Origin of the sequence: Streptomyces sp. NPDC057307 (assembly GCF_042667665.1) — a bacterium.
GTDB lineage: Bacteria > Actinomycetota > Actinomycetes > Streptomycetales > Streptomycetaceae > Streptomyces.
On the sequence record NZ_JBHUZM010000001.1, the window covers coordinates 123,946 to 149,577 of the forward strand.

The 25,632-nt window shown below is 71.2% G+C and carries 22 protein-coding genes; 9 read left to right on the forward strand and 13 right to left on the reverse strand.

Features of this window, described 5'->3' with window-relative positions:
• Nucleotides 1–45: 45 nt before the first annotated feature.
• Nucleotides 46–732 (reverse strand): response regulator, encoded by a 687-nt coding sequence (locus ACFUN8_RS00530; protein ID WP_383629591.1) that lies wholly within the window; start codon nt 730–732, stop codon nt 46–48.
• Nucleotides 729–1,904 carry a sensor histidine kinase gene (locus tag ACFUN8_RS00535; protein WP_383629594.1) on the reverse strand — a complete coding sequence of 392 codons (1,176 nt, stop codon included), beginning with the start codon at nt 1,902–1,904 and terminating at the stop codon, nt 729–731. Before ACFUN8_RS00535 ends, ACFUN8_RS00530 begins: the two co-directional genes overlap by 4 nt.
• Nucleotides 1,905–2,072: 168 nt before the next feature.
• On the opposite strand from ACFUN8_RS00535, the gene ACFUN8_RS00540 reads away from it, so the two are divergent.
• The 5 genes from ACFUN8_RS00540 (at nt 2,073) to ACFUN8_RS00560 (ending at nt 7,565) form a co-directional block, all read left to right on the forward strand.
• Complete coding sequence (locus tag ACFUN8_RS00540; RefSeq protein WP_383629596.1) at nt 2,073–3,035, forward strand: ABC transporter ATP-binding protein; 963 nt, start codon at nt 2,073–2,075, stop codon at nt 3,033–3,035.
• Entirely contained in the window at nt 3,032–4,558 is a 1,527-nt protein-coding gene (locus ACFUN8_RS00545) for an ABC transporter permease subunit (RefSeq protein WP_383629598.1), read from the forward strand. The genes ACFUN8_RS00540 and ACFUN8_RS00545 overlap by 4 nt, the downstream gene beginning before the upstream one ends.
• The gene (locus ACFUN8_RS00550) at nt 4,558–5,331 is read left to right on the forward strand and encodes an ABC transporter permease (RefSeq protein WP_383629600.1); all 774 of its coding nucleotides are present in this window, start codon (nt 4,558–4,560) and stop codon (nt 5,329–5,331) included. The genes ACFUN8_RS00545 and ACFUN8_RS00550 overlap by 1 nt, the downstream gene beginning before the upstream one ends.
• Nucleotides 5,332–5,760: 429 nt before the next feature.
• Nucleotides 5,761–6,756, forward strand: a complete 996-nt coding sequence (locus tag ACFUN8_RS00555) for an ATP-binding cassette domain-containing protein (RefSeq protein ID WP_383629602.1) — start codon at nt 5,761–5,763, stop codon at nt 6,754–6,756.
• Nucleotides 6,753–7,565, forward strand: coding sequence for an ABC transporter permease (locus ACFUN8_RS00560; protein ID WP_383629604.1), 813 nt, complete (start codon nt 6,753–6,755; stop codon nt 7,563–7,565). The genes ACFUN8_RS00555 and ACFUN8_RS00560 overlap by 4 nt, the downstream gene beginning before the upstream one ends.
• Nucleotides 7,566–7,617: 52 nt before the next feature.
• Here the strand turns inward: ACFUN8_RS00560 and ACFUN8_RS00565 are convergent, their stop codons facing one another.
• Nucleotides 7,618–8,766: an amidohydrolase family protein gene (locus ACFUN8_RS00565; protein WP_383629606.1), complete on the reverse strand. Its 1,149-nt coding sequence runs from the start codon at nt 8,764–8,766 to the stop codon at nt 7,618–7,620.
• Between the two features lie 128 nt (nt 8,767–8,894).
• Here ACFUN8_RS00565 and ACFUN8_RS00570 point away from each other — a divergent pair, with 128 nt between their 5' ends.
• Both ACFUN8_RS00570 and ACFUN8_RS00575 read left to right on the forward strand, forming a co-directional pair.
• Nucleotides 8,895–9,434: a MarR family winged helix-turn-helix transcriptional regulator gene (locus tag ACFUN8_RS00570; RefSeq protein ID WP_383629608.1), complete on the forward strand. Its 540-nt coding sequence runs from the start codon at nt 8,895–8,897 to the stop codon at nt 9,432–9,434.
• 55 nt (nt 9,435–9,489) lie between these two features.
• Nucleotides 9,490–9,855 (forward strand): PH domain-containing protein, encoded by a 366-nt coding sequence (locus ACFUN8_RS00575; RefSeq protein WP_363244683.1) that lies wholly within the window; start codon nt 9,490–9,492, stop codon nt 9,853–9,855.
• Nucleotides 9,856–9,868: 13 nt separating this feature from the next.
• Here ACFUN8_RS00575 and ACFUN8_RS00580 read toward each other — a convergent pair whose 3' ends face one another.
• From ACFUN8_RS00580 to ACFUN8_RS00610, 7 genes are all read right to left on the reverse strand, one after another.
• The gene (locus tag ACFUN8_RS00580; RefSeq protein WP_383629610.1) at nt 9,869–11,014 is read right to left on the reverse strand and encodes a hypothetical protein; all 1,146 of its coding nucleotides are present in this window, start codon (nt 11,012–11,014) and stop codon (nt 9,869–9,871) included.
• Nucleotides 11,015–11,019: 5 nt separating this feature from the next.
• Nucleotides 11,020–13,575, reverse strand: coding sequence for an Hsp70 family protein (locus ACFUN8_RS00585; protein WP_383629612.1), 2,556 nt, complete (start codon nt 13,573–13,575; stop codon nt 11,020–11,022).
• Nucleotides 13,568–14,383, reverse strand: a complete 816-nt coding sequence (locus ACFUN8_RS00590; RefSeq protein WP_383629614.1) for a hypothetical protein — start codon at nt 14,381–14,383, stop codon at nt 13,568–13,570. The genes ACFUN8_RS00585 and ACFUN8_RS00590 overlap by 8 nt, the downstream gene beginning before the upstream one ends.
• Entirely contained in the window at nt 14,380–15,588 is a 1,209-nt protein-coding gene (locus tag ACFUN8_RS00595; protein ID WP_383629760.1) for a serine/threonine-protein kinase, read from the reverse strand. Before ACFUN8_RS00595 ends, ACFUN8_RS00590 begins: the two co-directional genes overlap by 4 nt.
• 5 nt (nt 15,589–15,593) lie before the next feature.
• Nucleotides 15,594–16,478 carry an FHA domain-containing protein gene (locus ACFUN8_RS00600; protein ID WP_383629616.1) on the reverse strand — a complete coding sequence of 295 codons (885 nt, stop codon included), beginning with the start codon at nt 16,476–16,478 and terminating at the stop codon, nt 15,594–15,596.
• Nucleotides 16,475–18,685, reverse strand: a complete 2,211-nt coding sequence (locus ACFUN8_RS00605) for a septum formation family protein (RefSeq protein ID WP_383629618.1) — start codon at nt 18,683–18,685, stop codon at nt 16,475–16,477. Before ACFUN8_RS00605 ends, ACFUN8_RS00600 begins: the two co-directional genes overlap by 4 nt.
• Before the next feature lie 291 nt (nt 18,686–18,976).
• Nucleotides 18,977–20,053 (reverse strand): ferric reductase-like transmembrane domain-containing protein, encoded by a 1,077-nt coding sequence (locus tag ACFUN8_RS00610; RefSeq protein WP_383629620.1) that lies wholly within the window; start codon nt 20,051–20,053, stop codon nt 18,977–18,979.
• 314 nt (nt 20,054–20,367) lie between these two features.
• Between ACFUN8_RS00610 and ACFUN8_RS00615 the strand changes: the two genes are divergently transcribed.
• A complete protein-coding gene (locus tag ACFUN8_RS00615; RefSeq protein WP_383629622.1) occupies nt 20,368–21,033 on the forward strand; it encodes a hypothetical protein in 666 nt (221 codons plus the stop codon).
• A gap of 126 nt (nt 21,034–21,159) precedes the next feature.
• On the forward strand, nt 21,160–21,843 hold the full coding sequence (locus ACFUN8_RS00620) for a sigma-70 family RNA polymerase sigma factor (RefSeq protein WP_383629762.1): 684 nt from the start codon (nt 21,160–21,162) through the stop codon (nt 21,841–21,843).
• A gap of 25 nt (nt 21,844–21,868) precedes the next feature.
• Here the strand turns inward: ACFUN8_RS00620 and ACFUN8_RS00625 are convergent, their stop codons facing one another.
• The 3 genes from ACFUN8_RS00625 to ACFUN8_RS00635 are packed head-to-tail and all read right to left on the reverse strand — an operon-like array spanning nt 21,869 to nt 25,535.
• Complete coding sequence (locus tag ACFUN8_RS00625) at nt 21,869–23,125, reverse strand: MFS transporter (RefSeq protein ID WP_383629624.1); 1,257 nt, start codon at nt 23,123–23,125, stop codon at nt 21,869–21,871.
• A gap of 44 nt (nt 23,126–23,169) precedes the next feature.
• A complete protein-coding gene (locus ACFUN8_RS00630; protein ID WP_383629626.1) occupies nt 23,170–24,408 on the reverse strand; it encodes an ATP-grasp domain-containing protein in 1,239 nt (412 codons plus the stop codon).
• A complete protein-coding gene (locus ACFUN8_RS00635; RefSeq protein ID WP_383629628.1) occupies nt 24,405–25,535 on the reverse strand; it encodes a pyridoxal-phosphate dependent enzyme in 1,131 nt (376 codons plus the stop codon). The genes ACFUN8_RS00630 and ACFUN8_RS00635 overlap by 4 nt, the downstream gene beginning before the upstream one ends.
• Nucleotides 25,536–25,632 lie beyond the last annotated feature (97 nt).

Consider the following 25,632-nt stretch of genomic DNA (forward strand, 5'->3'; position numbering starts at 1 on the left):
GACGTCCCGGCCGCTCCCCGGTCCTCTTCTCCTCCCGCCCATCCCTCACCCCTCCTGTCCGCCGACGCCCGGCACGATCAGGCCCGACTCGTACGCCGCGACCACCGCCTGCGTGCGGTCACGCAGGCCGAGTTTGTTGAGCACGCGGCTGACGTGCGATTTGACCGTCTCCTCGCTGACGAACAGCCGGGCCGCGATCTCCGGGTTGGACAGGCCCTCGGCGATCAGCCGCAGCACCTCCGTCTCGCGCGGGGTGAGCGCGTCGAGCGACGCCGCAGGCGCGGCGGCCGGCTTTCGGCGCAGCCGGGCGAACTCGCCGATGAGACGGCGGGTGATCGTCGGCGCGAGCAGCGCCTCACCCGCGGCGACCACCCGCACGGCGTCGAACAGCCGCTCGGCCGCGACATCCTTGAGCAGGAAGCCGCTGGCCCCCGCGCCAAGGGCGTCGTAGACATGCTCGTCCAGGTCGAAGGTGGTCAGGATGATGATGCGCGGACCGTCGCCGTCCCCCGCCGCCGAGCAGATCCGTTCGGTCGCCTCGATGCCGTCCATGACCGGCATCCTGACGTCCATGAGCACGACGTCGGGTCGCTGCTCGCGGCAGACCCGCACCCCCTCGGCGCCGTCGGAAGCGGTGCCGGACACCGTGAAGTCGTCCTGCGTGGCGAGCAGTCCGGCGAAGCCGGCCCGCACCAGTTCGTGGTCGTCCACGATGACGATGCTCGTGCTCATCGGACGGCCTCCGGCGCCGCGAGGGGCAGCCTCGCCACCACCAGGAAGCCGCCACCGGGTGCCGGCCCGGCGCGCAGCTCGCCGCCGACCGCGGCGACCCGCTCACGCATGCCCAACAGCCCGTGCCCCGGGGTCCGGTCTCCCGATCCCGGCGGTGGTCCCGGGCCGTTGTCCCTGATCCGCACCTCAAGCACCTCCCGGTGGTAACGCAGTTCGACATCGACGGCCGCCCCCGGAGCGTGCCGGCGGGCGTTGGTGAGGGCTTCCTGGACTATGCGGTACGACGTGAGCTCGATGCCCGGGTCGAGCGGCGCCACCGGCCCGCTGACGATCAGCCGCGTGGCGGCGCCGGTCGCCTCACGCGCCTCGTCCAGCAGCTCGTTGAGCTGGGTGAGCCCCGGCTGCGGCCGACGGGTGACGGGCGGGGTGCCCGCGTCCTCGCGGAGCACGCCGAGCAGCCGCCGCATCTCCGTCAGCGCGGCGCGAGCCGTGTCACCTATGTCCCGCAGCCGCTTGGCCCCGGCCTCGGGCATGCCGGGCGTGGTCAGCCGGGCCGTCTCCGCCTGCACGGAGATCATCGAGATGTGGTGCGCGACGACGTCGTGCAATTCGCGTGCGATGCGCGCCCGTTCACCCCGCGCCACATGCTCGTGGAGCGTGTCGGCGACAGCCCGCTCGGTCGCGTCACGCGCCACCTCCTCGGCGCGCGCACGACGACCTGTGCCGTCCGCGACCGCCGCCGCCGCGAGCACGGCCGTCACCACCCCGTACACCCGTATCCCATTGATCTGCGGGCCCGCGAGGGCCGTCGCGACATACGGGAGCACCAGCAGCACGGCGAGCCGGCGGGAGCCGCGGCGGGCGAGCCAGTGCAGGGCGAGCAACTGCGCGACGAGCCCGCCGACGGTCAACAGGTGGAAACTCACGAGCGACACGACACCCGCGGCCGTGAGGCCGACGGTGGCGGTGGTGGCCAGTGGCGTGCGCAGCAGCCCGGCCGGAGTCGTGGTGCTGATCGCGAGCGTGAGCGCGAACGAGAGATCGGTGTCGATACTTCCCCCGCGCACCGCGGTCTCCCCGCACGCGAGCAGCGCGAGCCCCGCCCCGGTCGCCACCTGTCGGTCGGGCGACTCGGCGATCCTCTTCGCCACGCGCTTGATTTCTTGCCTCACGTCCACCATTGTCCCGGCGCCAGGGCCCGTTGGCGTCCCCCTGACCAGCCCTCTTCGCATCCCCCACGCGAGCGATACCGATGGCGGTTCCTCCCCCGTGCCAGGGGTGCCGAAGTGCGCTCTGCCGCGTGACGACCCGGGGCACCCCCGCTCCCTAGCCTTTCGAGCATGCAGGCAACCATCGAAGTTCAGGAGCTGCGCAAGCAGTTCGGGCAGACCGTCGCGGTCGACGGTCTGTCCTTCACCGTGCGACCGGGTCAGGTCACCGGATTCGTCGGGCCCAACGGCGCGGGAAAGTCCACGACCATGCGTATGCTCCTGGGCCTCGACGCGCCGGATTCCGGGCAGGCGTTGATCGGCGGGCGGCGGTACGGGACGCTGCGCCGGCCACTGACCGAGGTGGGGGCGCTGCTGGACGCGGCGGCCGTGCACCCGAGTCGGCGCGGCCGGGACCATCTGCTGTGGCTCGCGCACTCGCACGGATTCCCGGCCTCGCGCGTCGACGAGCTGCTGGAGCGCGTCGGCCTCGCGTCGGCGGGCCGGCGCCGGGCGGGGGGTTACTCACTGGGCATGCGGCAGCGGCTGGGGATAGCGGCCGCGCTGCTCGGCGATCCACCGGTGCTGCTGCTGGACGAGCCGGTCAACGGCCTTGATCCGGAAGGAATCCGATGGATCCGTGGCTTTCTGCGCGGGCTGGCGCGCGAGGGACGCGCGGTGCTGGTCTCCAGCCATCTGATGAGCGAGCTGGAGGACTCCGCCGATCATCTCGTCGTCGTCGGGCGGGGCCGGCTCATCGCCGACACCTCCGTCGCCGAGCTGCTGGCGGCCGCTTCGGGCGACCAGGTCGCGTTGCGTACGACCGCGCGTACGGAGGCAATGGGGCTGCTGGCCCGTGAGGGGGCGACGGTCGCGGCGGACGGGCCCCGGTCGCTCACCGTCACCGGCATGCCGACGGAGCGGATCGTCGCGCTGCTGACCGCGGGCGAGGTGCCATTCTCGGAGATCGGCGCCCACCGGGCGACGCTTGAGGAGGCGTATATGGAACTGACGCGTGACGCGGCCGAGTTCCGCACGGTCGAGGCCCACACGGACACGGCCGCGGTGAACGAGGCGGAGGGGACGCGCTCATGACCACGCCCACCGTCACGCCCTACCGCTCCGAACTCCCGCCCGCGCGCGCCGGGTTCCCGCAACTGCTGCACGCCGAGTGGACCAAGCTGCGTACCGTCCGCCGGTGGGGCTTCACCCTGCTCGCCGCCGTGGTGATCACGGTGCTGGTCTCGCTGCTCTCCGCCTTCAGCGGCGGCAGCGACGTCGGCGGAGACCGCCCCCCACCGCCGGTGGGACCGGACGGTGGCGTTGTCTCCGACGGCTTTCCCTTCGTCCACCAGCCGCTGACCGGCGACGGCAGCATCACCGCCCGGGTGTCCCCGCTCAGCGGCCGGGAAGGACGCGCGGCCGAGCCGTGGGCCAAGGCCGGAGTGGTGATCAAGGAGAGTACGAAACCTGGATCGCCCTACGTGGCCGCCATGATCACACGGGGGCACGGGGTCCGGCTCCAGTCCAACTTCATCCACGACACCGCCGGTGGCACCGTCTCCCATGACCGGCCGCACTGGGTGCGGCTGACCCGCTCGGGCGACGAGTTCACCGCGTACGAGTCGGCCGACGGCTCGACGTGGACGAAGGTCGGCACGGCGCGGCTCGCCGGACTGCCGGAGACCGCCCAGGCAGGTCTCTTCGTGGCCACACCCGGAGAGACCATGGTGCAGAGGCAGTTCGGCTCCACCTCGGTCGGAGGACGACCCGCACGGGTCACCGCGGCCTTCGACCGTGTCTCGGTGGACGGCGGAAACGGCACCTGGCGTCAGGACAACATCGGTGCGGCCGTCGGTGGGAACGGAGACCCCAAGGGGACGCCGGACAGTTCGACGGAGAAGTCCGGCACCTGGACGCTGACGGGCTCCGGCGACGTCGCGCCCCACACGCCGGAGGTCGACATCACCCAGCAGTCCCTCACCGGGGCGCAGATAGGGCTGATTCCGCTGGTGGCGCTGAGCGTGCTGTTCATCACCGCCGAATACCGGCGCGGCATGATCCTCACGACGCTGACGGCCAGTCCGCGCCGGGGCAGGGTGCTCGCCGCCAAGGCCGTCGTCCTGGCCGGAGCCGCCTTCCTGGCCGGACTTGTCGCCGCCGTGGTCTCCTTCCTGCTCAGCGAGCCCGAGTTGCGCGACCGGATGCCCAATCCCGTCTTCTATCCCGATGTGGCCCTCACCGACGGACCTGTGCTGCGCGCCGTCGTCGGCACCGCCGTACTGCTGGCGGCCGTCGCCGTGCTGGCCCTGGCCGTGGGCGCGCTCCTGCGGAACACGGCCGCGGCCGTCACGTTGATCGTGGTCGCGCTCGTCCTGCCGGTCGTCCTTCTCTCCGGACTGCCCATCGGCACGGCGCACTGGGTGATGAAGCTGACCCCTCTCGCCGGCTTCGCGGTGCAGCGGACGCTGCCGGAGTACGAACACGTGGACACCGTCTGCCTGCCCGAGGAGGGCTGCTATCCGCAAGCCCCGTGGGCAGGACTCTCGGTGCTGTGCGCCTGGGCGGTCGTGCTGCTGGGACTCGCGGTCTGGCGGCTGCGCCGGAGGGACGCGTGATGGGGGCACTGCACGCGGAATGGACGAAGCTGCGCACGGTGCCGAGCACTTGGTGGCTGCTGCTCGCCGTGGTGGCGCTGACGGTGGCGCTGGGGGCGGCGGCCACCGGGACGGTGTCGACGGACCAGTGTCCGTCGCCGGACGAGTGCCACGAGGACACCGTCAAGCTCAGCCTCACCGGCATCTGGCTCGGCCAAGCGGCGGTGGCCGCGTTCGGGGTGCTGGCGATGAGCAGTGAGTACGGGGCCGGGACCATTCACGCCACGCTGACGGCGGTGCCGGGCCGGGCCCGTGTCCTCGCCGCCAAGGCGGCGGTCGTCACGGGTGCCGCACTGGCCGCGGGGACGGTGGCCGTCCTCGGCTCACTGTTCACCGGCCGGCTCATCCTGCCCGGCAACGGCTTCAGCGCGGCGCCGCTCTCCCTCTCCGAGGGACCGGCCCTGCGTGCCGCCGTGGGGACGGTTCTCTACCTCGGCCTGATAGCCCTGCTCTCGCTGGGCGTGGCCGCGCTCGTACGGGACACGGCCGGGGCGATCACGACGGTGCTCGGACTGCTCTACGCGCTGCCCGCCGTGGTCGAGTTGGTGGGTAACGAGGAGTGGCGGGAGCGGATACGGGAGTGGGCCCCCGCCTCGGCGGGGCTGGCCGTTCAGGCGACCAAGAACCTGGACAGCCTGCCCATCGGCCCCTGGTCGGGCCTCGCGGTCCTGGCCGCCTGGGCGGGAGCCGGGCTGCTGGCGGGGGCGGCGGTGTTCAAGCTGCGCGACGCGTGAGCCCGCTGCCCACGCCAGCCGGAGCCATCTGACAGGGGACGGGTGCCAGTCGGCGCCAGGCGGTGCCAGTCGGTGCCGCCGGGAGGATCGGTTCGGGCGTCGGTGGCCGGGATGCCGTGATGGTTGGCACCACCGGATAGAGCGCGGCGACTCCCATCAAGAAGGGACTCTCACCTGCGATAACGATGGAAGACGCGAGACGGCTGAGCCAGAGTGCGGCACGATTGAGCCAGAGAGCCTTGCCATGACGCCAAGATGGTGCCACTATGGCGTTACGGCCGCAGCGGCGTCCGGTGTGACTGACCAGCGGTACACCCCCGGAGCGCGGCCACCCATCCACAGGTGATCGAACTGATGTCCGATGTGACACCAGACCTCGATCCGGCATGCCCCTCTCCGCCACGCCCCTCTCCAACGAAACGAGGACTCATGACCATCCAGCACTCCGCATCGGCGATCACCGCCGTCGGGCTTCGTAAGTCGTATGGCGAGAAGGTTGTTCTTGATGGGGTTGATCTGGAGGTGGGGGAGGGTTCGGTGTTTGCGTTGCTGGGTCCTAATGGTGCGGGGAAGACGACGGTGGTGCAGGTTCTGTCGACGTTGATCGGTTGTGATGGTGGGCGGGTGCGGGTGGGGGGTCATGATCTGGGGCGTGATCCGGAGGGTGTGCGGTCGGTGATCGGGGTGACGGGTCAGTTCTCGGCGGTGGACGGGTTGTTGAGTGGCCGGGAGAATCTGAATCTGATGGGGGATCTGCGGCATCTGGGGCGTGTGGCGGGCCGGGCGCGTACGGAGGAGCTGCTGGAGCGGTTCGATCTGGCCGACGCGGGGGACACGCTGGTGTCGGCGTATTCGGGCGGGATGCGGCGGCGGCTGGATCTGGCGATGACGCTGGTGGGTGACCCTCGTCTGATTTTCCTGGACGAGCCGACGACGGGTCTGGATCCGCGGAGCCGGCGCACGATGTGGGAGATCATCCGGGGGCTGGTCACCGACCAGGGGGTGACGATCTTCCTCACGACCCAGTATCTGGAGGAGGCGGACCAGCTCGCGGACCGGATCGCGGTGCTCGACCACGGGCGCCTGGTCGCGGAGGGCACCCCGGGGGAGCTGAAGCGCCTGGTCCCGGGCGGGCATGTCGAGTTGCGGTTCACCGGCACCACCGGGTTCGAGGCGGCGCTGGGGGTGTTGTCCGGCATGCTGGACGGCCTTCCGCGTGACGACGAGGCGCTGACCCTGCAGGTGCCGAGCGACGGGCGGGTGCGTTCCCTGCGGGCCCTGCTGGACCTGCTGGACGCGCACGGTGTCGAGGCGGAGGAACTGTCGGTCCACACGCCGGATCTGGACGATGTGTTCCTCGCGCTGACCGGGCAGCCCAGGTCCGTCCGTACCGCTCCTGTGACCGGGAAGGCTGTGACCCGATGAGTTCTCTCAACCACACCCTGGCTGATTCGGCGACGATGCTGCGGCGCAATCTGCGGCACATGCTGCGCTATCCGTCGATGACGGTGCTGCTGGCGGGGATGCCGGTGGTGTTCCTGCTGCTGTTCGTGTACGTCTTCGGCGGCGCCATCGGCGCCGGACTCGACCCCACCAACGGGTCGGGCGGCGGGTCGGGTGGTCGCGGGGAGTACATCGTCTACGTGATGCCCGGGATCCTGCTCATGACGGTGGCCGCCGTCGCCCAGGGGACGGCGATCTCGGTCGCGATGGACATGACCGAGGGCATCATCTCCCGCTTCCGTACGATGTCGATCTCCCGCGGCGCCGTCCTGACCGGACACGTCGTCGGGAGTCTCATACAGACCATGATCGCGACGGTGATCGTGGTGGCCGTGGCGCTTGTTGTCGGGTTCAGGACCGACGCGACGCCGGTGGAGTGGCTTGCCGCCCTCGGGATCATCGCGATGATCGCCTTCGCGGTCATCTGGCTGTCGGTCGCTCTCGGCCTGGTCAGCAAGACCGTCGAGAGTGCCAGCAACCTCCCGATGCCGCTGACGCTGCTGCCGTTCCTCGGCAGCGGGTTCGTCCCCACCGACTCCATGCCCACCGGGCTGCGCTGGTTCGCCGAGTACCAGCCCTTCACCCCCGTCATGGAAACCCTCCGCGGACTCCTCACCGGAACCGCCATCGGCAACAACGCCGCCCTCACCGCCGCCTGGAGCACCGGCATCGCCCTCCTCGCCTACCTCTGGGCCCGAAAGCTCTACAACCGCGACCCCGGCCAGAGCTGAGACCACCGAGCGAGTCCGCTCAACTTCTCAACTTCCGTTGAGACGCTGACTGTCAGCGGGAGAGCCGGACGCCACGCCGCCAGACCGCGACGATCTCGCGGGTGGCGGCGATGTCCCTGGTCGGATCCCCCTCGACCAGCACGAGATCGGCGCGCAGGCCGGGGGCGATACGGCCGCGGTCCGAGAGGCCGAAGTGCCGGGCCGTCGTCTCGGTGCACGCGGTCAGGGCCTGGGGCGGAGTGAGTCCGGCCCGCGTGAGCAGTTCCAGTTCGCGGTGCAGGCCGTCGCCGTGGGCGGGGTGGTACGGGTTGGCGTCGGTGCCGGCCAGCAGCGGTACGCCGGCCCGGTGCAGCGCGTTGGCGACGTAGGCGGCGTTGGCGGAGCGGCTGGGGTCGCCGCCGCCGAGAGACTCGATGTACACGAGGGTGCTGACCACAAACACGCCCTGGGTGGCGACCCGATGGACCAGTTCGTCGCTGTCCGGATGGCCAGGGACCTTGTCCGACCAGACGTGGGCCAGACCGTCGACGCCCGCGTCCAGGGCGATCACGGTGTCCCTGGCGGTGGCCACGTGCGCGATGGTCCGTAGGCCGGCGGCGCGGGCCGCCTCGACCAGGGCCTTGGCGAGGTCCCGGCCGATGGTCGGGGTAGGAGGAGGGGTCGGGTTGGACGGGGACGGTGACGCGGATGTGGCTCCGTCGTCGATCACGATCTTCAGGTAGTCACTCCCCTCGGCCAGCCGGGCGGCGACGAACTCCGGGGCCCGCGCGCTGTCTTCGATCGTGTCGAACCGCCCGACCGCGTCGTTGGGTTCGTCCAGTGTGGCCGCCATCGCCGTCATCACCGCTGTCGGATGCCCGCCCGGGGCGGTGGCCAGGACGCCGGCGCTGCGAAGGTCCGCGACGTCGTCCCGCTCGGCCGTCTTCCGCTGACGCGCGAGGTTCGACGGCAGGCAGAACATGTCCAGTTCGGTGGTCACGCCGTACGTCAGCGCTTGCGCGAGGCTCCCGTCGAAGGTGTGGGTGTGGGCGTCGATCAGCCCGGGCAGGAGTGTCCGCCCCGTGCCGTCAATCTCCACGTCCACGCCGTTGGGCTCGGAGTCGGCGATGCGGTCGCCGTCCAGCAGTACGTCGGCACGCGGGAGCGTGCGGCTGCCGTCGAAGACGCGTACGTCATGGATGAGAGTTCGCGGAGGGCGCACGGGGTCACCTCGACCAATCGGTTCGGCTCGGATCATTCACTTCAGTCGGCTGGGATACGGATTCCCAAGTAATTCTCCAGAAGATAGTACTCCAGCTAACTATTTACCAGTCGCTAGAATCTCGGGCCATGAGCGATGACGAGACGGACGCGAGCCTGGTGGACGGTGCCCTGGAGGACTGGCGCCGGGAGCGGCCCGACCTCGACGTGTCCGCCGTGGCGGCCGTCGGTCGACTGGCTTTCGTCGCCGAGAACGTCGTCGGCCCGGTCGGAAACCGCGCGGTTGAGCGCCACGGCATCGGCAAGGGCGAGTTCGATGTGCTCGCGACACTGCGGCGCAGAGGCGCGCCGTACACGCTGAGTCCGTCCGTTCTCTCCGCCGAGCTGATGATGTCGCGCGCGGGAATGACCAAGCGGCTGGACCGACTGGAGAAGGCCGGAATGCTGACGCGCGCCCTGGACGCCGACGACCGGCGCAGCTTCCGGGTCTCCCTCACCGACGAGGGCCGCCGCGTGGTCGACGCGGCGCTCACCGATCTGGTGAGCGCCCTCTCGGCGCTGGTCTCACACCTCACGGACGCGGAGCGCGACGGCCTCGACCGGGCGTTGACGGCGCTGGCGCGTGCGGGCAAGGAGTCGGGAGCCGTGGCGACGACTTCTGATCCCTGAACGCCCTGCCGGTATAGTACGAAGATCGTGCAACTTGGATAAATGGGGGACTCACATGGCGCTGTTCGGCAACGCACACACCATCAATCCGGCCACCGCTCAGCAGGACTACGCGCGCCTGCTGGGGCAGGGCGAACAGGTGCACGCCGCCTACCAGTTGATCCGCGACAGCATCCTCTTCACCGACCGGCGGCTGATCCTCGTCGACAAGCAGGGGATAACCGGCAAGAAGACCGAGTACCACTCCATCCCGTACCGGAGCATCACGCACTTCGCCGTGGAGACGGCCGGCACGTTCGATCTCGACGCGGAGCTGAAGATCTGGCTCTCCGGCGCCTCGGTGCCGATCCAGAAGACCTTCACCAAGGGCGTCGACATCTATGAAGTGCAGGCCATCCTCACGCAGTTCGCGGCCCGGTAGGTAGACCGGTAGTTCAGGGCGCGGGCCGGGGCTCCTTCGGGGTGATCAGCAGCGTGACCGTACGGTTGCGAGGCGCGTTCGCGTCCGTCGCCGGGAAAGGGCCCCGCCGCTGGTCCGCGCTGACCAGCCGGAAGTCCGTCAGCCGCAGGTCGCTGTCCTGCGCCAGATACTGGGCAGCGACCCGGGCGCGGTTCAGCGCGACGACCGAGCCGCCGCTCGGGGCCCCGCCGGGCACGGCGACGGAGTGACCCACCACCGTGGTCTCCACGCCCGTACCCGCCTCGGATTCCAGATCCGCCAGCCTGCGGCCGATCTCCGTCAACGCCTCGGCGCCATCCGGGCCGATCACGGAGTCGTACGGGAACACCCCCGTACTGAACACCAGTTGGACGTCCTCGGCATGCCGCCGGATCTCCACGCCCGGCATCGCCAGCCGCTTCGCGACCTCGTCGAGCGTGCTGTCGCGCTGCTCGGCGTCGGCCGTGACGCCCTCCTCGATCGCCGCCAGCCGCGCCTTGAGTTCGTCCGCGCGACGCGACTCCACCCTCAGCCGTTCCGATCCGGTGTCCGACTCGGCCACCGACTTCGAGGCCCGCCCACCGTCGCCGCCCTCACCGTCGTCGGCGTTCATGAAGAGCCAGCCGCCACCGCCGATCAGCCCGGCTCCCAACAGGGCGGCGGCGACCACCGCGACCCGGCCGGTGTGGACGGCGGGGCGGGCGTGCCGGCGTCCGGCGGCGATCTTCGCGAGGGTACGGCGGCCGGCCGCCGCGTCCGGGTCGTCGGGCGCGAGCGCCTCCACCCGGGACCAGCACGCGTCCGCCTCGGCCAACTCGCCGCGCTGGGCGTGCACCTTGGCGCGCAGGTTGAGGGCGGCCAGCACCGTCGCCCGGTCAGCACCGGACCCCGGGCCGGCCTTGTCAAGGCGGACCCGCCCCGCGTCCGGCCCATCCAGCTCGCCCGACGCGCTCAACTCGCCCAGCTCGTCCAGCAGCCGCGCCGCCAGGTCGAGATCCCCCGCCCGCGCCGCCGAGTGCGCCCGGTTCACGGCCAGTTGGAGGCTCAAGGCCCGCGCGTCCACCGAGTCGTCAGGCCCCCCGGTCGCCCCGGTCGCCTCCGTCACCCCGGTCACCTCCGTCACCTCCGTCACCTCACTCACGCCGCTCATGACCTGCCCAGCCAGACGACCTTCTCCTGCTCATCCTTCGGAAGCAGCCGGTACAAGCGCTGGTTCACCGCGTCCAGGCCCTGCCGGTCGTTCGCCGCGATGGCGCGCTGCCCCTCCTGGATGAGCGGCCCCGCCTGCCCGGACGACCGGAGCATCTCCTGAAGCGTGTAGAAGAGTTTCACCGACCAGTCGGGACTCCGCCGTTCAAGTTCGAACAGCAGCGTCCCCGTCCGGTCGATGAGCCCTCGCACGGCGACCGAGTCCTGCGCGTTGATCGCCTCGTCGGCGCGGCTCCGGATCGCGGCGAGTTCCTGCCGGTCGGCCGTGTCGCCGTGCTGACGCACGAGTTCGTCGGCCTCGGAGAGCGCGGACCGCAGGTCCCGTACGAGACCGGGCAGCCCCACGGCGTCCGCGATGTCGTCCAACTCCGCCTGGAGATCGCGCAGTCGCTCCTCGGCCGTGGCCGCCGCGCCGTTGTCCACGGCCGCCGCCTCCACCTGGTCGCGGGCGGTACTGACGGACCGCTCCTCGTCCAGCTTGGCCAGCCGTCGCTCGGCGTCCGCCGAGCCCGCGTCCGCCACGAATCCGCGCAGCGCCGCCAGCCGTCCCTCCGCCTCGTCCAAGTCGTCGCGCAGCGCCTCGGGGTTCTTGGTACGGATGTTGTCGAGGTCGATCTCGGCCTCGAACTGCGCCTGCACCAGCGGCACATCGGCGATCACCGTCACCATGCTGGACCGGTCGACCTCGACCGTCACCTCGACCTCGCTGCCCGCCGGCAGGTCGATCCGGATGTCACGCGGCCGGATCTCCAGCATTCCCACCGTACGGTTGCGGTCGGCCCGGCTGCGTTCGCCGTGGATGACCGGGATCCGGATCGTCGCGTCGGCGTCGGAGCGGTGCAGGGCCGCCGACGTACGGAACACCTCACGCACCGAGGTCGGCAGGGTGGCGCCCTTGCGCAGCATCGGCGCGAAGACCTGCTCGGCGAGCTGGATGCCGAGCGAGTTCGCGAGCCGTACGCCGCCGAACTCCAGGTCCCGGTGGGTGATCGACAAGGTGTTGGAGGTGAGTTCGCAGCGCGCGCCCGACGGGTCGGTCAGCTCGACGAAGAACTTCGATGTGGTGTGCGGGTCGACGGCAACATCGGTGACGAAGACGCCCTCCGCGTTCACCGAGATGGCGGCGGTACGGAACGGCGGCTGACCCTGCGGGTTGTTCAACGTGACCGTGTAGCCGCCCCAGTTCACCGGCGCCCCCGACCCCGCCGCGGAATCCGCCCCCGCCCCGGCCCCCACCCCGGCCCCCACCCCGGCCCCCGCCGCCGACTCCGACGAGCCGCGCAGGCGACCGCCGACCGTGGGCTGGAGGGTGGTGACACTGGGCTCGTACGACAGCTCGACGGCGAACTGCCCGGCCGGGACCGGCGCCGACTTCGACCGCGGGATCCGGACCGTACTGGCGAAGATCGCCGCACCACGGGCGACGACCGTGGTCGGGTCGAGGCTGACGTCGAGCTCGATCCCGAGGCCGTGGCGCGGGTCGGCCAGCCGTTCGCGCAGGCCGGGCGAGAGCGTGACGCCGCCGACGAGGAGCAGACGGTCGATGTCGTCCGGACCGAGAGCCGCCTCGGCGAGCGCGTCGCGGCACAGGTTGATCGCCCGGACGTAGAACGGCTCGGCGACCGAGTCGAGTTCACCGCGGGTCAGCGTGTGCTCGAAGGTGACCGGGTTGCCGGCACCGTCGTTGAGGTCGACCAGCAGCTCGACCTGGTCGCGCCGCGAGAGATGGATCTTCGCGTCCTCGGCCGCGCGCTTCAGCTTCGCGAAGTTCGCCCGCCACTTCGGGTTGTCCCTGCGCATGTCCGTCAGCCCGAGCTGCGAGACCGCCGCGGGCACCAGCAGCCGCTCGATCAGAGCCCAGTCGATCAGCTTGCCGCCGAGGTACGGGTCCCCCGCGTGGTTGAGCACCCGCAGGTCACCGTCGCGCTTGCTCACCAGCGCGGCGTCGAAGGTACCGCCGCCGAAGTCGAACACCATCCAGTACGCGCGGTCGGTGGCGTCCTGGAAGCCGTACGCGAAGGCCGCCGCCGTCGGCTCCTGCACCAGCGGGCAGGCGGCGGTGAAGCCGGCGAGCTTCGCGGCCTCGATGGTGGCCTTGTTCTGATTCAGCGCGAAGGCCGCGGGGACGGTGATCACCGCCGATTCGGGCGCGGAACCGCAGTGGTGTGTGGCGTCCGCGCGGAGCGACTTGAGCACTTCGGCGGAGAGCTGCGGCGGGGTGAAAGAGACCCCGGCGGTCTCGAAGACCTTCCGCGAGTCGGCCAGCCCCATCTCCAGTTTGAACTCGGCCGTGGCGTTCGCCGGGTCCTTCTCCACCCAGTCGCGCGCCGCGCGGCCGACGTGGACCCGGCCCTCCTTGGGCATCCAGACCGCCGAGGGTGTGATGTCCCAGCCGTCGTTGTTCTTGATGACGGACACACCGCCGCCCTCGACGACGGCGATGGCGCTGTTGGTCGTACCCAGGTCGATACCGAAGTCGACGGTGTCACGCATGATCGGTCCTCTCGTGGTCCGAGCTGGACGGTGCTTCTGAGGCAGGGGAAGGGGCGGGGGGAGAGACAGGGGAGGAGACAGAGGAGGCGGCGGGGGCAGCCACAGGGACGGAGTCCTCGGGCTCGGGCTCGTGCTCGTGCTCGTGCTCGCGTTCAAATTCGGATGCGGGCTCGGGCGCACGCTCGGCCGCACGCTCCGGCTCGGGCTCAGACGCCGGAGGCGTCGAAGGCGCGGCCGGTTCGGGCGGTTTGGGCGGACAGCCCACGATCACCTGGCCCATCTGGATGCGACGGCCGTGCAGATAGATCGTCGGCCGGATGGTTTCCCGTACGGTGTCGGCCGTCAGCGACGGATCGTCCTCGAAGGCCAGCGCCTCCAGCGACCGACCGGCGTGGAACGCGTCGCCCTCGTGTTCCTGTACCAGCAGCCCGGCGTCGTCCAGCGCCTCCCGGCACGAACGCAGATAGCGGCCGGTCTGCCGCGAGCGCGTGGTCGCCTCCTCACCCTGGCGGGAGAGCCTGCGCTGGGCACGCCACAGATTCGTCGCGGCATCGGCCAGCGCCTTCTCGTCCAACCGGTCCTCGGGCGGCGCCGATTGCAAGCTCGGTCGGACAGCCGGCTGGGGATCGTCGCCGACGCCTGCCTCCGTCGACACGACCGACGCCGCCACCGCCGCCGTCACTCCCGCGAGCAACCGCTCCAGTTCCTCGCGCGACGGTTCGTCCCACGGCAGCGGCGCGATCCGGAACGCGCGGTGGTGCCGCCGTTGCCGCAGGTCGGCCCGCAGCCGGGACAGCCGCCCGCTCACATCATCACCCCCCGGCGCCACAGCGTGAGCTTGGACAGATGCAGGTCGCGCAGGTACGGCGACAAGTTGACGGCCTCCTCCATGAGGTCGGCGGCGCGGTCGAGTTCCCCCGGCGAGCGGGCCAGTACGAGTGCTTCTTCGGCCAGCCGCCGCGCGCGTTGCGTGGGCGGCCTGTTGGGACGTTTGGTTACGGACCTGGGCCCCCCGCCCGCGCCGCGCGAGGACCCGGACGCGGCGGACTCAGCGGAATCAGAGCCCGAGTTGGAGTCGGAGTTGGAATCCGAGCCGGAGCCCGAGCCGGAGTAGCCGGAGGCGTTGGCGGATCCCACCGTCCTGCCCGCCGCAGCGGCGGCCATCGCCTCCGCGCGTTCGCGCAGCGCGTCCCCGAGGATCTGGGCCGTGGCCGGCCTGTGCTGCGGGTCGAGTTCGAGCATGGCGAGCACGATGCGGTCCAGGTCCGCGTCGACCTCGTCGTTGTAGCTGCTCGGCGGCAGCAGCGACCGGTTGAAACGGCCGAAGGAGAACGACGAGAACTCCTCCCCGCCCTGATGGAACGGAAAGCGGTTCGTCAGCAGCAGATACGCGATCACTCCGACCGACCACACGTCGCTGGCGCACGAGTAGCCCTGATTACGCATCACCTCGGGCGCCATGAAGGCGTACGTCCCCTGGGCGCTGGCCAGATGTGTGAACGGATCGGCGCGCTTCGCCAGCCCGAAGTCGCTCACCCGCACCCGCATGCCCGTCCCGTCGTAGCCGACAAGGACGTTGGCCATGGTCACGTCCCGGTGCACGATCGGCGGGTCCTGGTCGTGCGCGACGGCGAGACCGCTCGCGATCTGCGTCACCACCTCGGCGACCAGGTCCCTGGGCACCATCGACTTGTGCGCGGCGGCCAGCCGTTCGAGGCTGCCGCCCGCGACGTACTCCATCGTGAAGAAGCCCCGCACCCCCTCGGGAGTACGCACGGTGTTCGCGTCGAAGACGCGCACGATGTTCGGGTGCCCGAGCGTCGACAGCAGCCGGGCCTCGTCCAGCATCCGTACCGTCTCCTCCTTGGAGGCGACCCGTTTGAACAGCTTCATCGCCTGCCAGCCGAGATACTCGTGCCGCACCCGGTGGACCTCGGCGAACGCCCCCTCGCCCAGCGAGCGGTCGATCACGAGGGTGTCGCTGACCCGGTCACCACTGACGAGCAGTGTCATCCCCGTCACGCCCCCTGTTTCCCCGTAGCCCTTGACGTCCCCGTACTGCCCCCGCCCGCAAGGACGTTGAGCCGGTACCCGATCCCCGTCACCGTCTCCAAGATCTTCGGATTCGACGGATCCGCCTCCACACAGCGCCGTACGGCCCGTACGACCCCCGCGATGTCCGCCCTGCTGTACGAGCGGTGCGGCGCCCACTCCTCGTGCGCTCCCCACAACGCCGTGATCAGCTCGGCGTGTTCACACGCGACGGCCGCGCCGCTCGTGCTGCGCCCCGCCATGTAGCGCAGCAACTGGTGTCCCTGTGGCCGTAGTCCGGTGATCAGCGTCTCCTCGCCGTCCACGTTGCGGTACGCCCTGGCGGCCACCCAGTCGTATCGCAGGCACGGTCCGGTGTGGCGTACGTCGGACGGCGAACCGAACGGCGCCGGCCGGGTGGTGTGCGGGTCCAGGAAGGTCAACTCCCAGTACACCGGCTCCCCTTCGGGATCCATGTCGCCGAGGATCAGCACGGTGTCCCCGTGCTGTATGCGCTTGCGCGCCTGGAGACGTTCGATGGCGTCGCCATGTCTCAGCAGCGTCCCGTTGACGCTCGCGTTGTCCGTCACCGACCACATGCCGTCGGCGAAGTCGAGCGTGCAGTGCAGCCGTCCGACCCAACGCTGCGGATCGGGTCCGAGACCCACGTCGGGAGCCCGCTCGGGCACGGCGCGCCCGACGGTGACCGACACACCGCTCAGCTCGAAGACGTTCTGCCCGCCCTCCGGCGAACTGACGCGCAGAGCCGCCCCCTTGACCCCCACCACCCGTTTCTCCTCCGTGGTCATCATCGGCAGCCGCCCGTCCGGCAGCCTTCCAGCCGGCGGTGGCTGCTCAGGCGATCGTGTCATCGCAGTCCGCCGGTGAAGGTGTTGTCGGCCAAGTAGGACACGGCACACATGGCGTAGATCGGGCGGTCCGGGCTGGTCCACCAGTCCGAGGCCGGATAGGTGACGTGCAGGCTCAGGTCGTTGGACAGGCCCTTCGTCAGTTTCTGGCACGCCGTCTGCGCCCGGTCGAAGACGGCTTTGTCGCCGGGCCACTTGCCCGCGTCGTCCGCGTACAGAACGGGATAGCCCACGATCTCGGCCCAATGGGGCTCCTCGCACGGCACGATGGGGAGATCCGTCGTCGTGACGGCGAGGTCGGTCTTGCTCTCCACACACGATCCCACCGGCGCGTTGGCCGCTATGTTCCCGGCGAAGGTGGACATCGGCACGGACGTGGGAAAGGCCGGCGCGTTCACGTTCACCCGGTCCGAGGACGTCATGTTCTGGTTGTCCAGCCGGTGCGCCACGCACGTCGTGTACTCGTCGAGCGTCGGCCCGGACGGATCCCAGGCCTCCTTGCCCGGGGTCGAGTACTTGACCGTCATCGTCGTGTCGTCCGGACGGAACTCGGCCAGGGCGCGTTCGCATCGGAACCTGGAGAGCGCCACCGTCTGGTCGATTCCGGGGTACTCCGCCTTCAGATACCGGGACGCCAGGTCCACCAGCGGTTCGTACGCCACCACCTCGCCCCAGTGCGGGTCGTCGCACGAGACCACGTCCACCTCACGTGCGCCGAGCGTCCAGTCCGACTCCTGCTCTATGCAGCTCCCGACCGGGCTGTTGTCCGTGATCACCGGCGCCGCGACGACCGCGACGCCACGTTCCGACCCCGCGCCAGAACCGGGGTCCCCCTCGCCGTCGAAGTACCCCGCGATCCACGCCGCGAAGAGGATCCCCAGGGCGAGGAGCACGGCCCAGGCCAGGGCCCGGACCCCGCCACCGCTGCGTCGCGGCATGTACGTACCGGGCCGGACCCGGAGATCGGCCAGCATCCGGTCGATCTCGTCGGACCCCGGTCCACCGGCCAGTTGGCTCTTGACCCTCAGCAGGAGGGTCCTGGCCAGATGCACATGGCCGGCGGCGACCAACTGGTCGACCTGCGCCTTGATCTGCGTGAACGTGGTCATCATCTCGGTCAGGCCGTCACGGTTCGTCCTGATCGTCTGCTGGGTGACCGGGTCCGTCGCCAGTTCGGCGGCCGTACGGAACCACTTCGACGCGTTCAGGTTCGCGGCCGGACCGAGTGCGTCGGCGGCGGCGGTGGCGCAGTTGTTGAGCAGCACCGCGACGTCGTTGCGGGCGCTCGCGGTACGGCGGTGCCTGGCGTACGGGACCAGGGCCTCCAGCCGGGCCAGTGCGGGCAGGGCGTGGTCGTACGCCTCGGCCGCGGCGCCGTCCCAGTTCCCCCCTTCCAACTGGGACGACGCCCGTTTAGCGGTCGCACGCAGCGACTCGTAGTGAGGCGCGGCGGCCTCCTCCAGCTGGTCGTCGACCAGGTTGGCCGGTACGAGGGGCCAGTCCCGCGCCCGGAGGGCGAGCCGGGCCCGGTCGGCGGGTGTCGACGCCGCCGCGGCCAGCTCGATGAGCGGTTTGACGAGGACGGTCGGCAGCGCGTCGCGGAGCGTGTCGATCACGGACTCGTCGAGCTGCCGGTCGTCGAGTACGGAGATACGGTGCCGTACGTGGTCCCAGAACACGGCGCGGCGGAGCACCTGGCCCCACAACCGCGCCGCGTTGGACCAGAGTTGGGTGACCTCGTCGAGGCGCTGGCCGGACGACAGGGCGGCGTTCTCGACCTCCAGGTCGAGCGCGGCGCTGTGGGCGCGTACGGCGGCGTCGTGGTCGTGGTGCAGCGTCTTGGGGCAGGGGCAGGTGGACGCGCTGCCGTCGGCCGACCCGTTCCCGTTCGCCGCCCCGCTCCCGGCGCCGTTCCCGTCCCAGAGCCAGAACAGTTCGTCGACCAGCCGGCGGCGCGGATCGCCGAGTATGCGGTCGAAGGCGCCACGGACGTCGTCCAGCCGGACGGGGAGCGAGTGCCCGAGATCGACGTCGGCGCCGAGTTCCAGTGCGGGAGTGATGCGCTGCTGCCGCTGCCGCACGGTCCGCCGGTCGGCGGATGTGGGCAGGCCGGTGATACGGAACGAGTTCCGCCGGTACATCTGCGGACCTGCCGCCTCCAGCAGGCCCGCTGTCGTCTCGTCGATCACAGCACGCTCCGAATCGACCATGTCGAGGGTGGGTGTTCCCTCTGGAAAGTATGGCGACCTGACGTGCCCTGCTCCATGGCAACCGCATGGAATTCACATGGGCAACGCCCCCTTCGCCGGGCCCGGTTGAGCGTGCGACCGGGGCGGGGCGAAAGGGGCGGGAAGGATGGTGAAGGAGGTGCGGGAGGTGGGGAAGATACGGATGTTACGGCGCGGAAGGGGACGGTCCGGTTGGCCGGCTCGCTCGCCCCACCCGCTTCACTCGCCCCACCCGCTTCACTCGCCCCACCCGCTTCACTCGCCTCACCCGTCTCACTCGTCGTGCACGTGCGTGGACGACGTGTCCTCGGGCGGCACCGTACGCCCGCCGTCACGTCCCGAGGCGATCACCGCGACCAGCACACCGATGATGGCCACGACCGCCACCCGACCCGACATGCGCAGGCTCCAGCCGGCCTTCGACCCCTGGTGCGCACCCGGCGACGCGAGGCGTTCCGAGCGGCGGGCCGGCCGGAGGAGGCGGAGCAGGAAGAGTGCGGCGAGCGGGAGTTGGAGGAGCCACACCGTGTTGCGGAAGGCTCCGTCGTACCAGACGTTCGTGCCGTACAGCAGGGTGTGCCAGACGCTCAGGACGTACACGACGAGCACGAAGCGGTGCATGATCCGCCACGTCTTCGGGCCGATGCGGTGCCGTACGTAGAAGAGCAGGCCGAGCGGGATCGCGAGGTAGAGGGCGGCCTGGCCGATCGGCATGGCCCAGACGCCGGTGCCGGAGTTGTAGCCGCCGGGGATGAACGTCTCCAGTACGGCGCTGCCCACCCGCGAGGGCCAGGAGTCGGTGTCCTGGTAGATCAACTCGGCGGCGAACAGCAGCGCGTGGGCGACGATGAGCGCGATCGTGTTGAGGCTGGTGGTGCGGTGCAGACGCTCCAGCCGGGGGCCCGAGAGCGGCAGGCGCGCGGGACGCGGGCCGGAGAGCAGCAGGCCGATGACGACGGTGCCCCACGCCCAGAGGAGCGCGGACCAGCCGAACGCCTGGCTGAGGTAGTACATCCAGAACTCGCCCGTGTCCGCCATGAAGGGCATGACGGTGAGGGTGGAGGACGCCTCCGACTCGATCCGGACGTAGAGGATGACGAAGACGGCGGCAGTCACGACCAGGGCGACCGTGCCGTCGAGCCAGCTCGCCCGCAGGTCCGAGCGGAGGGTGACGCGCGGCGTGGGTGAGGTGGCGGCGGCGGCCCTCGCGGGAGCCGCGGCGGCCGGGGGCTCGACCTCGACCTTGGTCTCGATCTTGGTCTCGGCCTCGGCCTTGGTCTCAGCCTTGGGTTCGGCTTCGGCCTTGGCCACCGGGCTCGGAGCCGGGGTCTTCTCTGCGTCGGGCGTCACGGGCTCTGGGGGCGGATTCATCGGGCGGTCTCCGGTTCCGTCATCTTCCGTCGTACGGAGTTGGCGCGGGGTCATGCGGTGATGCGGTCGAGCGGTGACGCGGTGACGCGGTCTTGTGTGGGTGCGGTGATGCGGTCGTGCGTGGGTGCGCGCGCTCGTACTGTCTGTTGGAGGTGTCGGTGGCCGGGGGCGAGAAGTTCCCGAGGTCTTCATGTGAGCTGGATCACACCAACTCCTTGTCCCCGCATAGCGCGTGAACATCCGATGTATACCCATCAGGTGTCCTTTCGCGACAGCCCTGTCACGCTGGCACCATGACGGCCATGGGAGCCGGACCCGCACTCCGCCTCGCACGCACCGCGGTCTTCGCCGCCGTGTGTGTCCTGGTGTCCGGGCTCGGCCACGCCCTGTCGTCCGGTGGCCCGCTGCCGCCACGCGTGCTCGCCCTCGCCTTCCTGCCGGTCTGCGGCGCGGGCTGGTTGCTGTCCCGGAGGGAACGCGGCGGCGCGGCGATCGTCGCCGCGAGCGCCGCCGGACAGCTCCTGCTGCACGCCGTGTTCAGCGGCCTGCATCCCCGGCCGCCCGGCGGCCACGTCGGGCACGGCAGCAGCCATGAAGGCAGCGGCAACGGCGAGATGACGCACGAGGCCTTCGGCGAACTCCTCAGCCTGAACGGGCTGACCGGACTGCTCGACAGCTCCGCCCTCGGCTCCGGCATGATCGGCGCCCATCTCCTCGCCGGCCTCGTGTGCGGCCTGTGGCTGTGGCGCGGCGACCGCGCCTTCGTACGACTGATGGGCACGCTCGGGCTGTTCGTGTACGAGCGGCTCCGCTTCGCCCACGCGGTGCTGAGCGGCGGCGGGCCGACGTACCTCCCGGTGCTCGCGCCCCCCGTCGCCTACCGGCCGATCCGGCCCCCGGCCCAACTCCCGCCCCTGCACGTCGTGTCGCGGCGCGGGCCGCCACTCCTTCCGTCCTGAGCGCTTCTCCGCTCCACGCACACCACCGCTCTGATTCCACGGGCCACGCGGCCCGGACGCGAAGGACGTCTCGTGATACCTGCTGCCCTGCACACACCTGTGCCGACGCGCATACCCCCCACCCGCATACATCCGACCACCGGGCGCCACTCGCGCGCCACCAACACCGCCGACGACTCCGAGATCACCGCGTGGGCCCTGGCCGCCGGTCTCGGTGACCGGCGGGCGGCCGAACTCTTCGTACGCGCTACGTACGACGACGTACGCCGCTTCGTCGCGCACCTCAGCGCCGACGTGCGCGGCGCGGACGACCTCACCCAGGAGACGTACCTGCGGGCGCTGGCGAGCCTCGCGCGGTTCGCGGGGCGTTCCTGCGCGCGCGTCTGGCTGCTGGCGATCGCGCGCCGCGTGGTCGTCGACCGGTACCGGCGCGCCGCCGTACGGCCCCGGATCGCCGACACCACGGACTGGGTGACCGTCGCGGACCGTGCCCAGCCTCGGCATCTGCCGGGCTTCGAGGAGTCGGTGGCGCTCGCGGACGCGCTGGCCGCGATGGATCCGGGCCGCCGTCAGGCGTTCGTACTGACCCGCCTCCTCGGGCTGTCGTACGCGGAGGCCGCCGACGCGCTGGGCTGCCCGGTCGGGACGATACGGTCCCGGGTCGCCCGCGCCCGGCGGGATCTCGCGGCGGTGTGGCAGCCGGAGGACGAGGGCGCGGGGTACGCGGAAAACCCGCAGAACCCCACCACCCCGAAGAGCACGAAGAGCACGAAGAGCACGAAGAGCACGGTGCCGGTCATGGCCATGTGACGGCCGTCTGAGGGAGGCACACACCTCAGCGCGGGAGGCGCGCCGCGACCGGCTCGCCTCCCGTGCGGCGCCGCGCGGCCCCGGCCACGCACACCACCAGCAGCGCGGGCAGCACCACCGCCTGCGCGCTGACCACCACCCAGAACACCGGTACCGCCGACGCCCGTTCGGCCACCCCGTACAACTGCCCGCCGATCACGGCCGCCGCGAACGCCCCGAGCCCGGCCGCCAGCCGCTGTCTGCCGAAGACCGTCGCGGAGGGGGCGGTGGACCGGTCGAGGGCTTCCAGGTCGTTCTTCAGGAAGAGGACGATCTCGCCGAGGCAGAGCAGCACCGCGCCGACCGCGATCCCCGCCCGGCCGCCGAGCGCGAGCACGGCCGTACCGGAGGCCATCGCGCCGAAGCCGAGCCGCAGCGCGACGGCGTACGGGAGGGCGGCGAGGCGGTGGGCGAAGAGGGGCTGGGCGACGACGAGGAGGATCGCGTAACCCATGAGGACGGTGCCGTAGAAGGCGGTGGAGGTGCGGGGCACGGCGTACAGGGCGAGGTAGTGCTGGAAGAACATGAAGACGTAGACGGCGAGCACGGTGAAGGCGAAGGGCGGCAGGTGACGCCCGGCGACCGCTCCGCTCCCCACGCCCCTGTCCTCGCCGACACGCTGCCCCTCCTCAACCCGGCCCTCCTCAGCCCGGCCGTCCTCAGCCCGGCCGCCCACCACCCGGCCCTTCTCAACCCGTTCGTCCCCCACCCGCTCGTCCGCCACCGACGGCAGCAGTGCGTGCCCCGCCCCCACCAGCGCGAACAGCACAGCCACGCCCGTGAACAGCCCGCCCGGCGACGTCAGTACGAACGGCGCCGCCGCCGGCGGCCCCAGCGCGATCCCCGCGTTGAAGGCGGAACCGCTCGCCGCGAGCAGCCCCGGCCGCCGCTCCGGTCCACAACCCGCCACCAGATACGCCTTGTTGGCGGGCAGGTACAGCGCGGCGCCGCACGACACCAGGAACAGCGCGGCCACCGCGACGACCGGCCGGGTCAGGCCCGGTACGAAGGCGGCGAAGCCCGCCGTACGTACGGCGAGCGCCACCAGCATCGTGGCCCGCAGCCCGATCCGGGCCGCCAGCGCCGCCCCGACGACCCCACCCGAGAACTGCACCAGCGACGCGACGGCCAGCACGACGCCCACCACCCCGAGGCCGAAGCCGAAGCGGTCGTGGAGGAGCACCGACATGTACGGGAGTACGGCGAAGCTGCCGAGGGTGATGAGGAACGAGCCGCTCAGCAAGAAGATTTGAGGGCCCGTCAGAGCACCTGCCGGGCGCGGCGGCCTCACCCCCGCCCGGCCGTCTTCATCACCGGCCGCACCGTCGTCGCCGCGCTCCACGCCCGGTGCTGCGCCAACTCCGCCGTCGCCGCCTGCGCGAGGACCATGCCCGTGCAGCCGCGCTGGTCGCCCACGTGCGGCACGGCATCGCCCGGTGCTCGCACCGGGTACCAACTCACCTCCCCCGGAAAGGCGTTCAGACCGTCCAGCCCGGCCCACCCCTCCAGGACGCCCGGCTCGTCCGCGTACACGAGGACGAACGCGACGGCCGGACCGGTCGGCCGCAGCGGCGCGTCCAGCAGGCGTGGGCGGCGTCCCAGCGTGACGTCCACCAGCGCCTCGTACACGTTGACTTCGAGCGTGCGGCACATGGCCTCGGCGACCAGGGCGCCGCCGATCCTGCGGTTGATCTCCACCAGCTCCGGTCCGCGCCGCGTGAGGACGAACTCGACGTGCGCGAAGCCCTGATCGTGCCCGGCCGCCGCGAGCACGTCGCCCACCCACCTTTCGATCGTGGCCAGTTCGTCGTCCGGCAGGGCCACCGGGAAGGCCGCGGCCTCCTCCCGTACGGCGGGGCGCCGCGACGTCTGCCGGCTCAGCACGCCCAGCAGCCGGGTCTGCCCCTCCCAGCTCAGGGTCTCGGCGCTGTAGAGGGGCCCGGCGAGGAACGGCTCGGCGAACAGGCTCCCGTTCAGCCCGCCCGGCGCGCGCCCGCGCTCCTCCGCCTCTGCCAGCGCCGCGCCCAGCGCCTCCTCGTCGTGCACGATCCACACGTCGCGCGACGACGTCCCCGCCGACACCTTCAGTACGGCGGGCAGCCCGACACCCTCACGCACCGACTCCGCGCTCGCCCGCCGGGGTTCGACCACCACCGACGTCCCGGCGCTCAACCCCGCCCGATGCAGCGTCCGCCGTACGCGCGCCTTGTCACGAAGAAGTATTACGGCCTCCGGATCCGGACCCGGCAATCCGAGTTCCTGTGCGAGGTCGGCCGCGGGCGCGCTCCAGGTGTCCGTCGTGTTGATCAGCCCGGCGAGGTCGGGCACGTTCGCGAGGGCGCGGCGTACGGCGTCCGGGTCGAAGGTGTCGACGTCGATGACGTCCACGCCGCTGACGGTGGCGAGTTCGTGCCGGTACACACCCCGGTCGCCGGTCAGCAGCACGAACCGGTGCCCGGCGGCGCGGGCGGCCTGTGCCGTACGCCCGAGGCCGAAGGAGAGTGCTTCCAGGGCGGCGATGGTCATCGGCCCGCCTCGCCTTCGGAGCCCTCGGAGCCTTCGGAGCCCTTGGAGTCCTTGGAGCCTTCGGAACCCTCGGGCTTGACGACGGCGGCGGGCGGCGCGGGGCGGCCCGCCCACTCCATCACGGCCCAGGGCGGGCGCAGTTCGGCCAGCTCGTCTATCCGTTCCGGTTTCAGCGCGCTCGGGTCGGACGCCTCCGCGTGCCGGGCGAACACCCGCTCCGCGTAACGGTGTCCGGTGTCGGCGCCGAGGACGAGATGCGTACGGCGCGGATCACCGGCCGCCTCCCACTCCGCGACGAGATGCGCGGCGCCGGTCGACAGGCCGGCGAACACCGCGTGCTGCCGCAGCAGCGCGACGGAGCCGGCCATGGCGTGCCGGAAGTCGAGCCAGTGCACGGTGTCGTACAGCTCGTGCCGCACATTCCCGAAGGGGATGGAGCTGCCGATGCCCGCGATGATCGCGTCCGGATCGCTGAAGCCCTCACTGCCGAACGTCACGCTGCCGAACGGCTGGATGCCCACCAGCCGCACCGAACGCCCGTCGGCGCGCAGCGCGCGGGTGAGTCCCCCGGTGGAGGCGCCGGTGCCGACGGTGCCGACCACCGTCAGGTCCTCGCCGGGCAGCGCGGCGGCGGCGAGGTCCGCCAGCTCGCGGTAGCCGGTGTGGTGGACGCCGTCGTGGTACTGCCGCATCCAGTGGAAGTCCGGCCGTGAGTCGAGGAGTTGGCGTACATGCCGGACACGTCTCTCCTGGTCGAGCCGGAGGCTCTGCGACGGCGGCATCTGGTCGACGGTCGCGCCGAGGACCTCCAACTGGGCGCGCATCGTGGCGTCCACGGTGGTGGAGGCCACGATGTGGCAGCGCAGGCCGTAGCGGTGGCAGGCCATGGCGAGCGCGAGGGCGTAGATGCCGCTCGAACTGTCCACGAGGGTCTGGCCGGGCACGACCCGGCCGCGTTCGAGCAGTTCGCGTACGGCGCCGAGCGCCGCGTACACCTTCATGGTCTCGAAGCGGGCCAGCACCACGTTCTCGGAGAGCCGGAGGAAGGCCGGGGCTTTCATGGCGTCGGTGATGTGGTCGTGCACGGGGACCGACAGGCGGGGGGTGGTCGGGCTGAGCTGGGGCATGGCGTACGGGTCCTCCAGGACTGTGGAGCGTGGCGTACGGACATCGGGGCGGGCGGGCAGGCGGCCGGGGCGGGGCGCGTCCCCCGATGCCGCGGGG

What these genes read in the sequence shown, in the direction of transcription:
- ACFUN8_RS00595 (WP_383629760.1), bottom strand. Translation starts at nt 15,588, where the DNA reads ATGACACTGCTCGTCAGTGGTGACCGGGTCAGCGACACCCTCGTGATC.
- ACFUN8_RS00560 (WP_383629604.1), top strand. Translation starts at nt 6,753, where the DNA reads ATGAGTTCTCTCAACCACACCCTGGCTGATTCGGCGACGATGCTGCGG.
- ACFUN8_RS00635 (WP_383629628.1), bottom strand. Translation starts at nt 25,535, where the DNA reads ATGCCCCAGCTCAGCCCGACCACCCCCCGCCTGTCGGTCCCCGTGCAC.
- ACFUN8_RS00555 (WP_383629602.1), top strand. Translation starts at nt 5,761, where the DNA reads ATGACCATCCAGCACTCCGCATCGGCGATCACCGCCGTCGGGCTTCGT.
- ACFUN8_RS00605 (WP_383629618.1), bottom strand. Translation starts at nt 18,685, where the DNA reads ATGGTCGATTCGGAGCGTGCTGTGATCGACGAGACGACAGCGGGCCTG.
- ACFUN8_RS00550 (WP_383629600.1), top strand. Translation starts at nt 4,558, where the DNA reads ATGGGGGCACTGCACGCGGAATGGACGAAGCTGCGCACGGTGCCGAGC.
- ACFUN8_RS00570 (WP_383629608.1), top strand. Translation starts at nt 8,895, where the DNA reads ATGAGCGATGACGAGACGGACGCGAGCCTGGTGGACGGTGCCCTGGAG.
- ACFUN8_RS00630 (WP_383629626.1), bottom strand. Translation starts at nt 24,408, where the DNA reads ATGACCATCGCCGCCCTGGAAGCACTCTCCTTCGGCCTCGGGCGTACG.
- ACFUN8_RS00530 (WP_383629591.1), bottom strand. Translation starts at nt 732, where the DNA reads ATGAGCACGAGCATCGTCATCGTGGACGACCACGAACTGGTGCGGGCC.
- ACFUN8_RS00600 (WP_383629616.1), bottom strand. Translation starts at nt 16,478, where the DNA reads ATGACACGATCGCCTGAGCAGCCACCGCCGGCTGGAAGGCTGCCGGAC.
- ACFUN8_RS00540 (WP_383629596.1), top strand. Translation starts at nt 2,073, where the DNA reads ATGCAGGCAACCATCGAAGTTCAGGAGCTGCGCAAGCAGTTCGGGCAG.
- ACFUN8_RS00575 (WP_363244683.1), top strand. Translation starts at nt 9,490, where the DNA reads ATGGCGCTGTTCGGCAACGCACACACCATCAATCCGGCCACCGCTCAG.
- ACFUN8_RS00615 (WP_383629622.1), top strand. Translation starts at nt 20,368, where the DNA reads ATGACGGCCATGGGAGCCGGACCCGCACTCCGCCTCGCACGCACCGCG.
- ACFUN8_RS00545 (WP_383629598.1), top strand. Translation starts at nt 3,032, where the DNA reads ATGACCACGCCCACCGTCACGCCCTACCGCTCCGAACTCCCGCCCGCG.
- ACFUN8_RS00585 (WP_383629612.1), bottom strand. Translation starts at nt 13,575, where the DNA reads ATGCGTGACACCGTCGACTTCGGTATCGACCTGGGTACGACCAACAGC.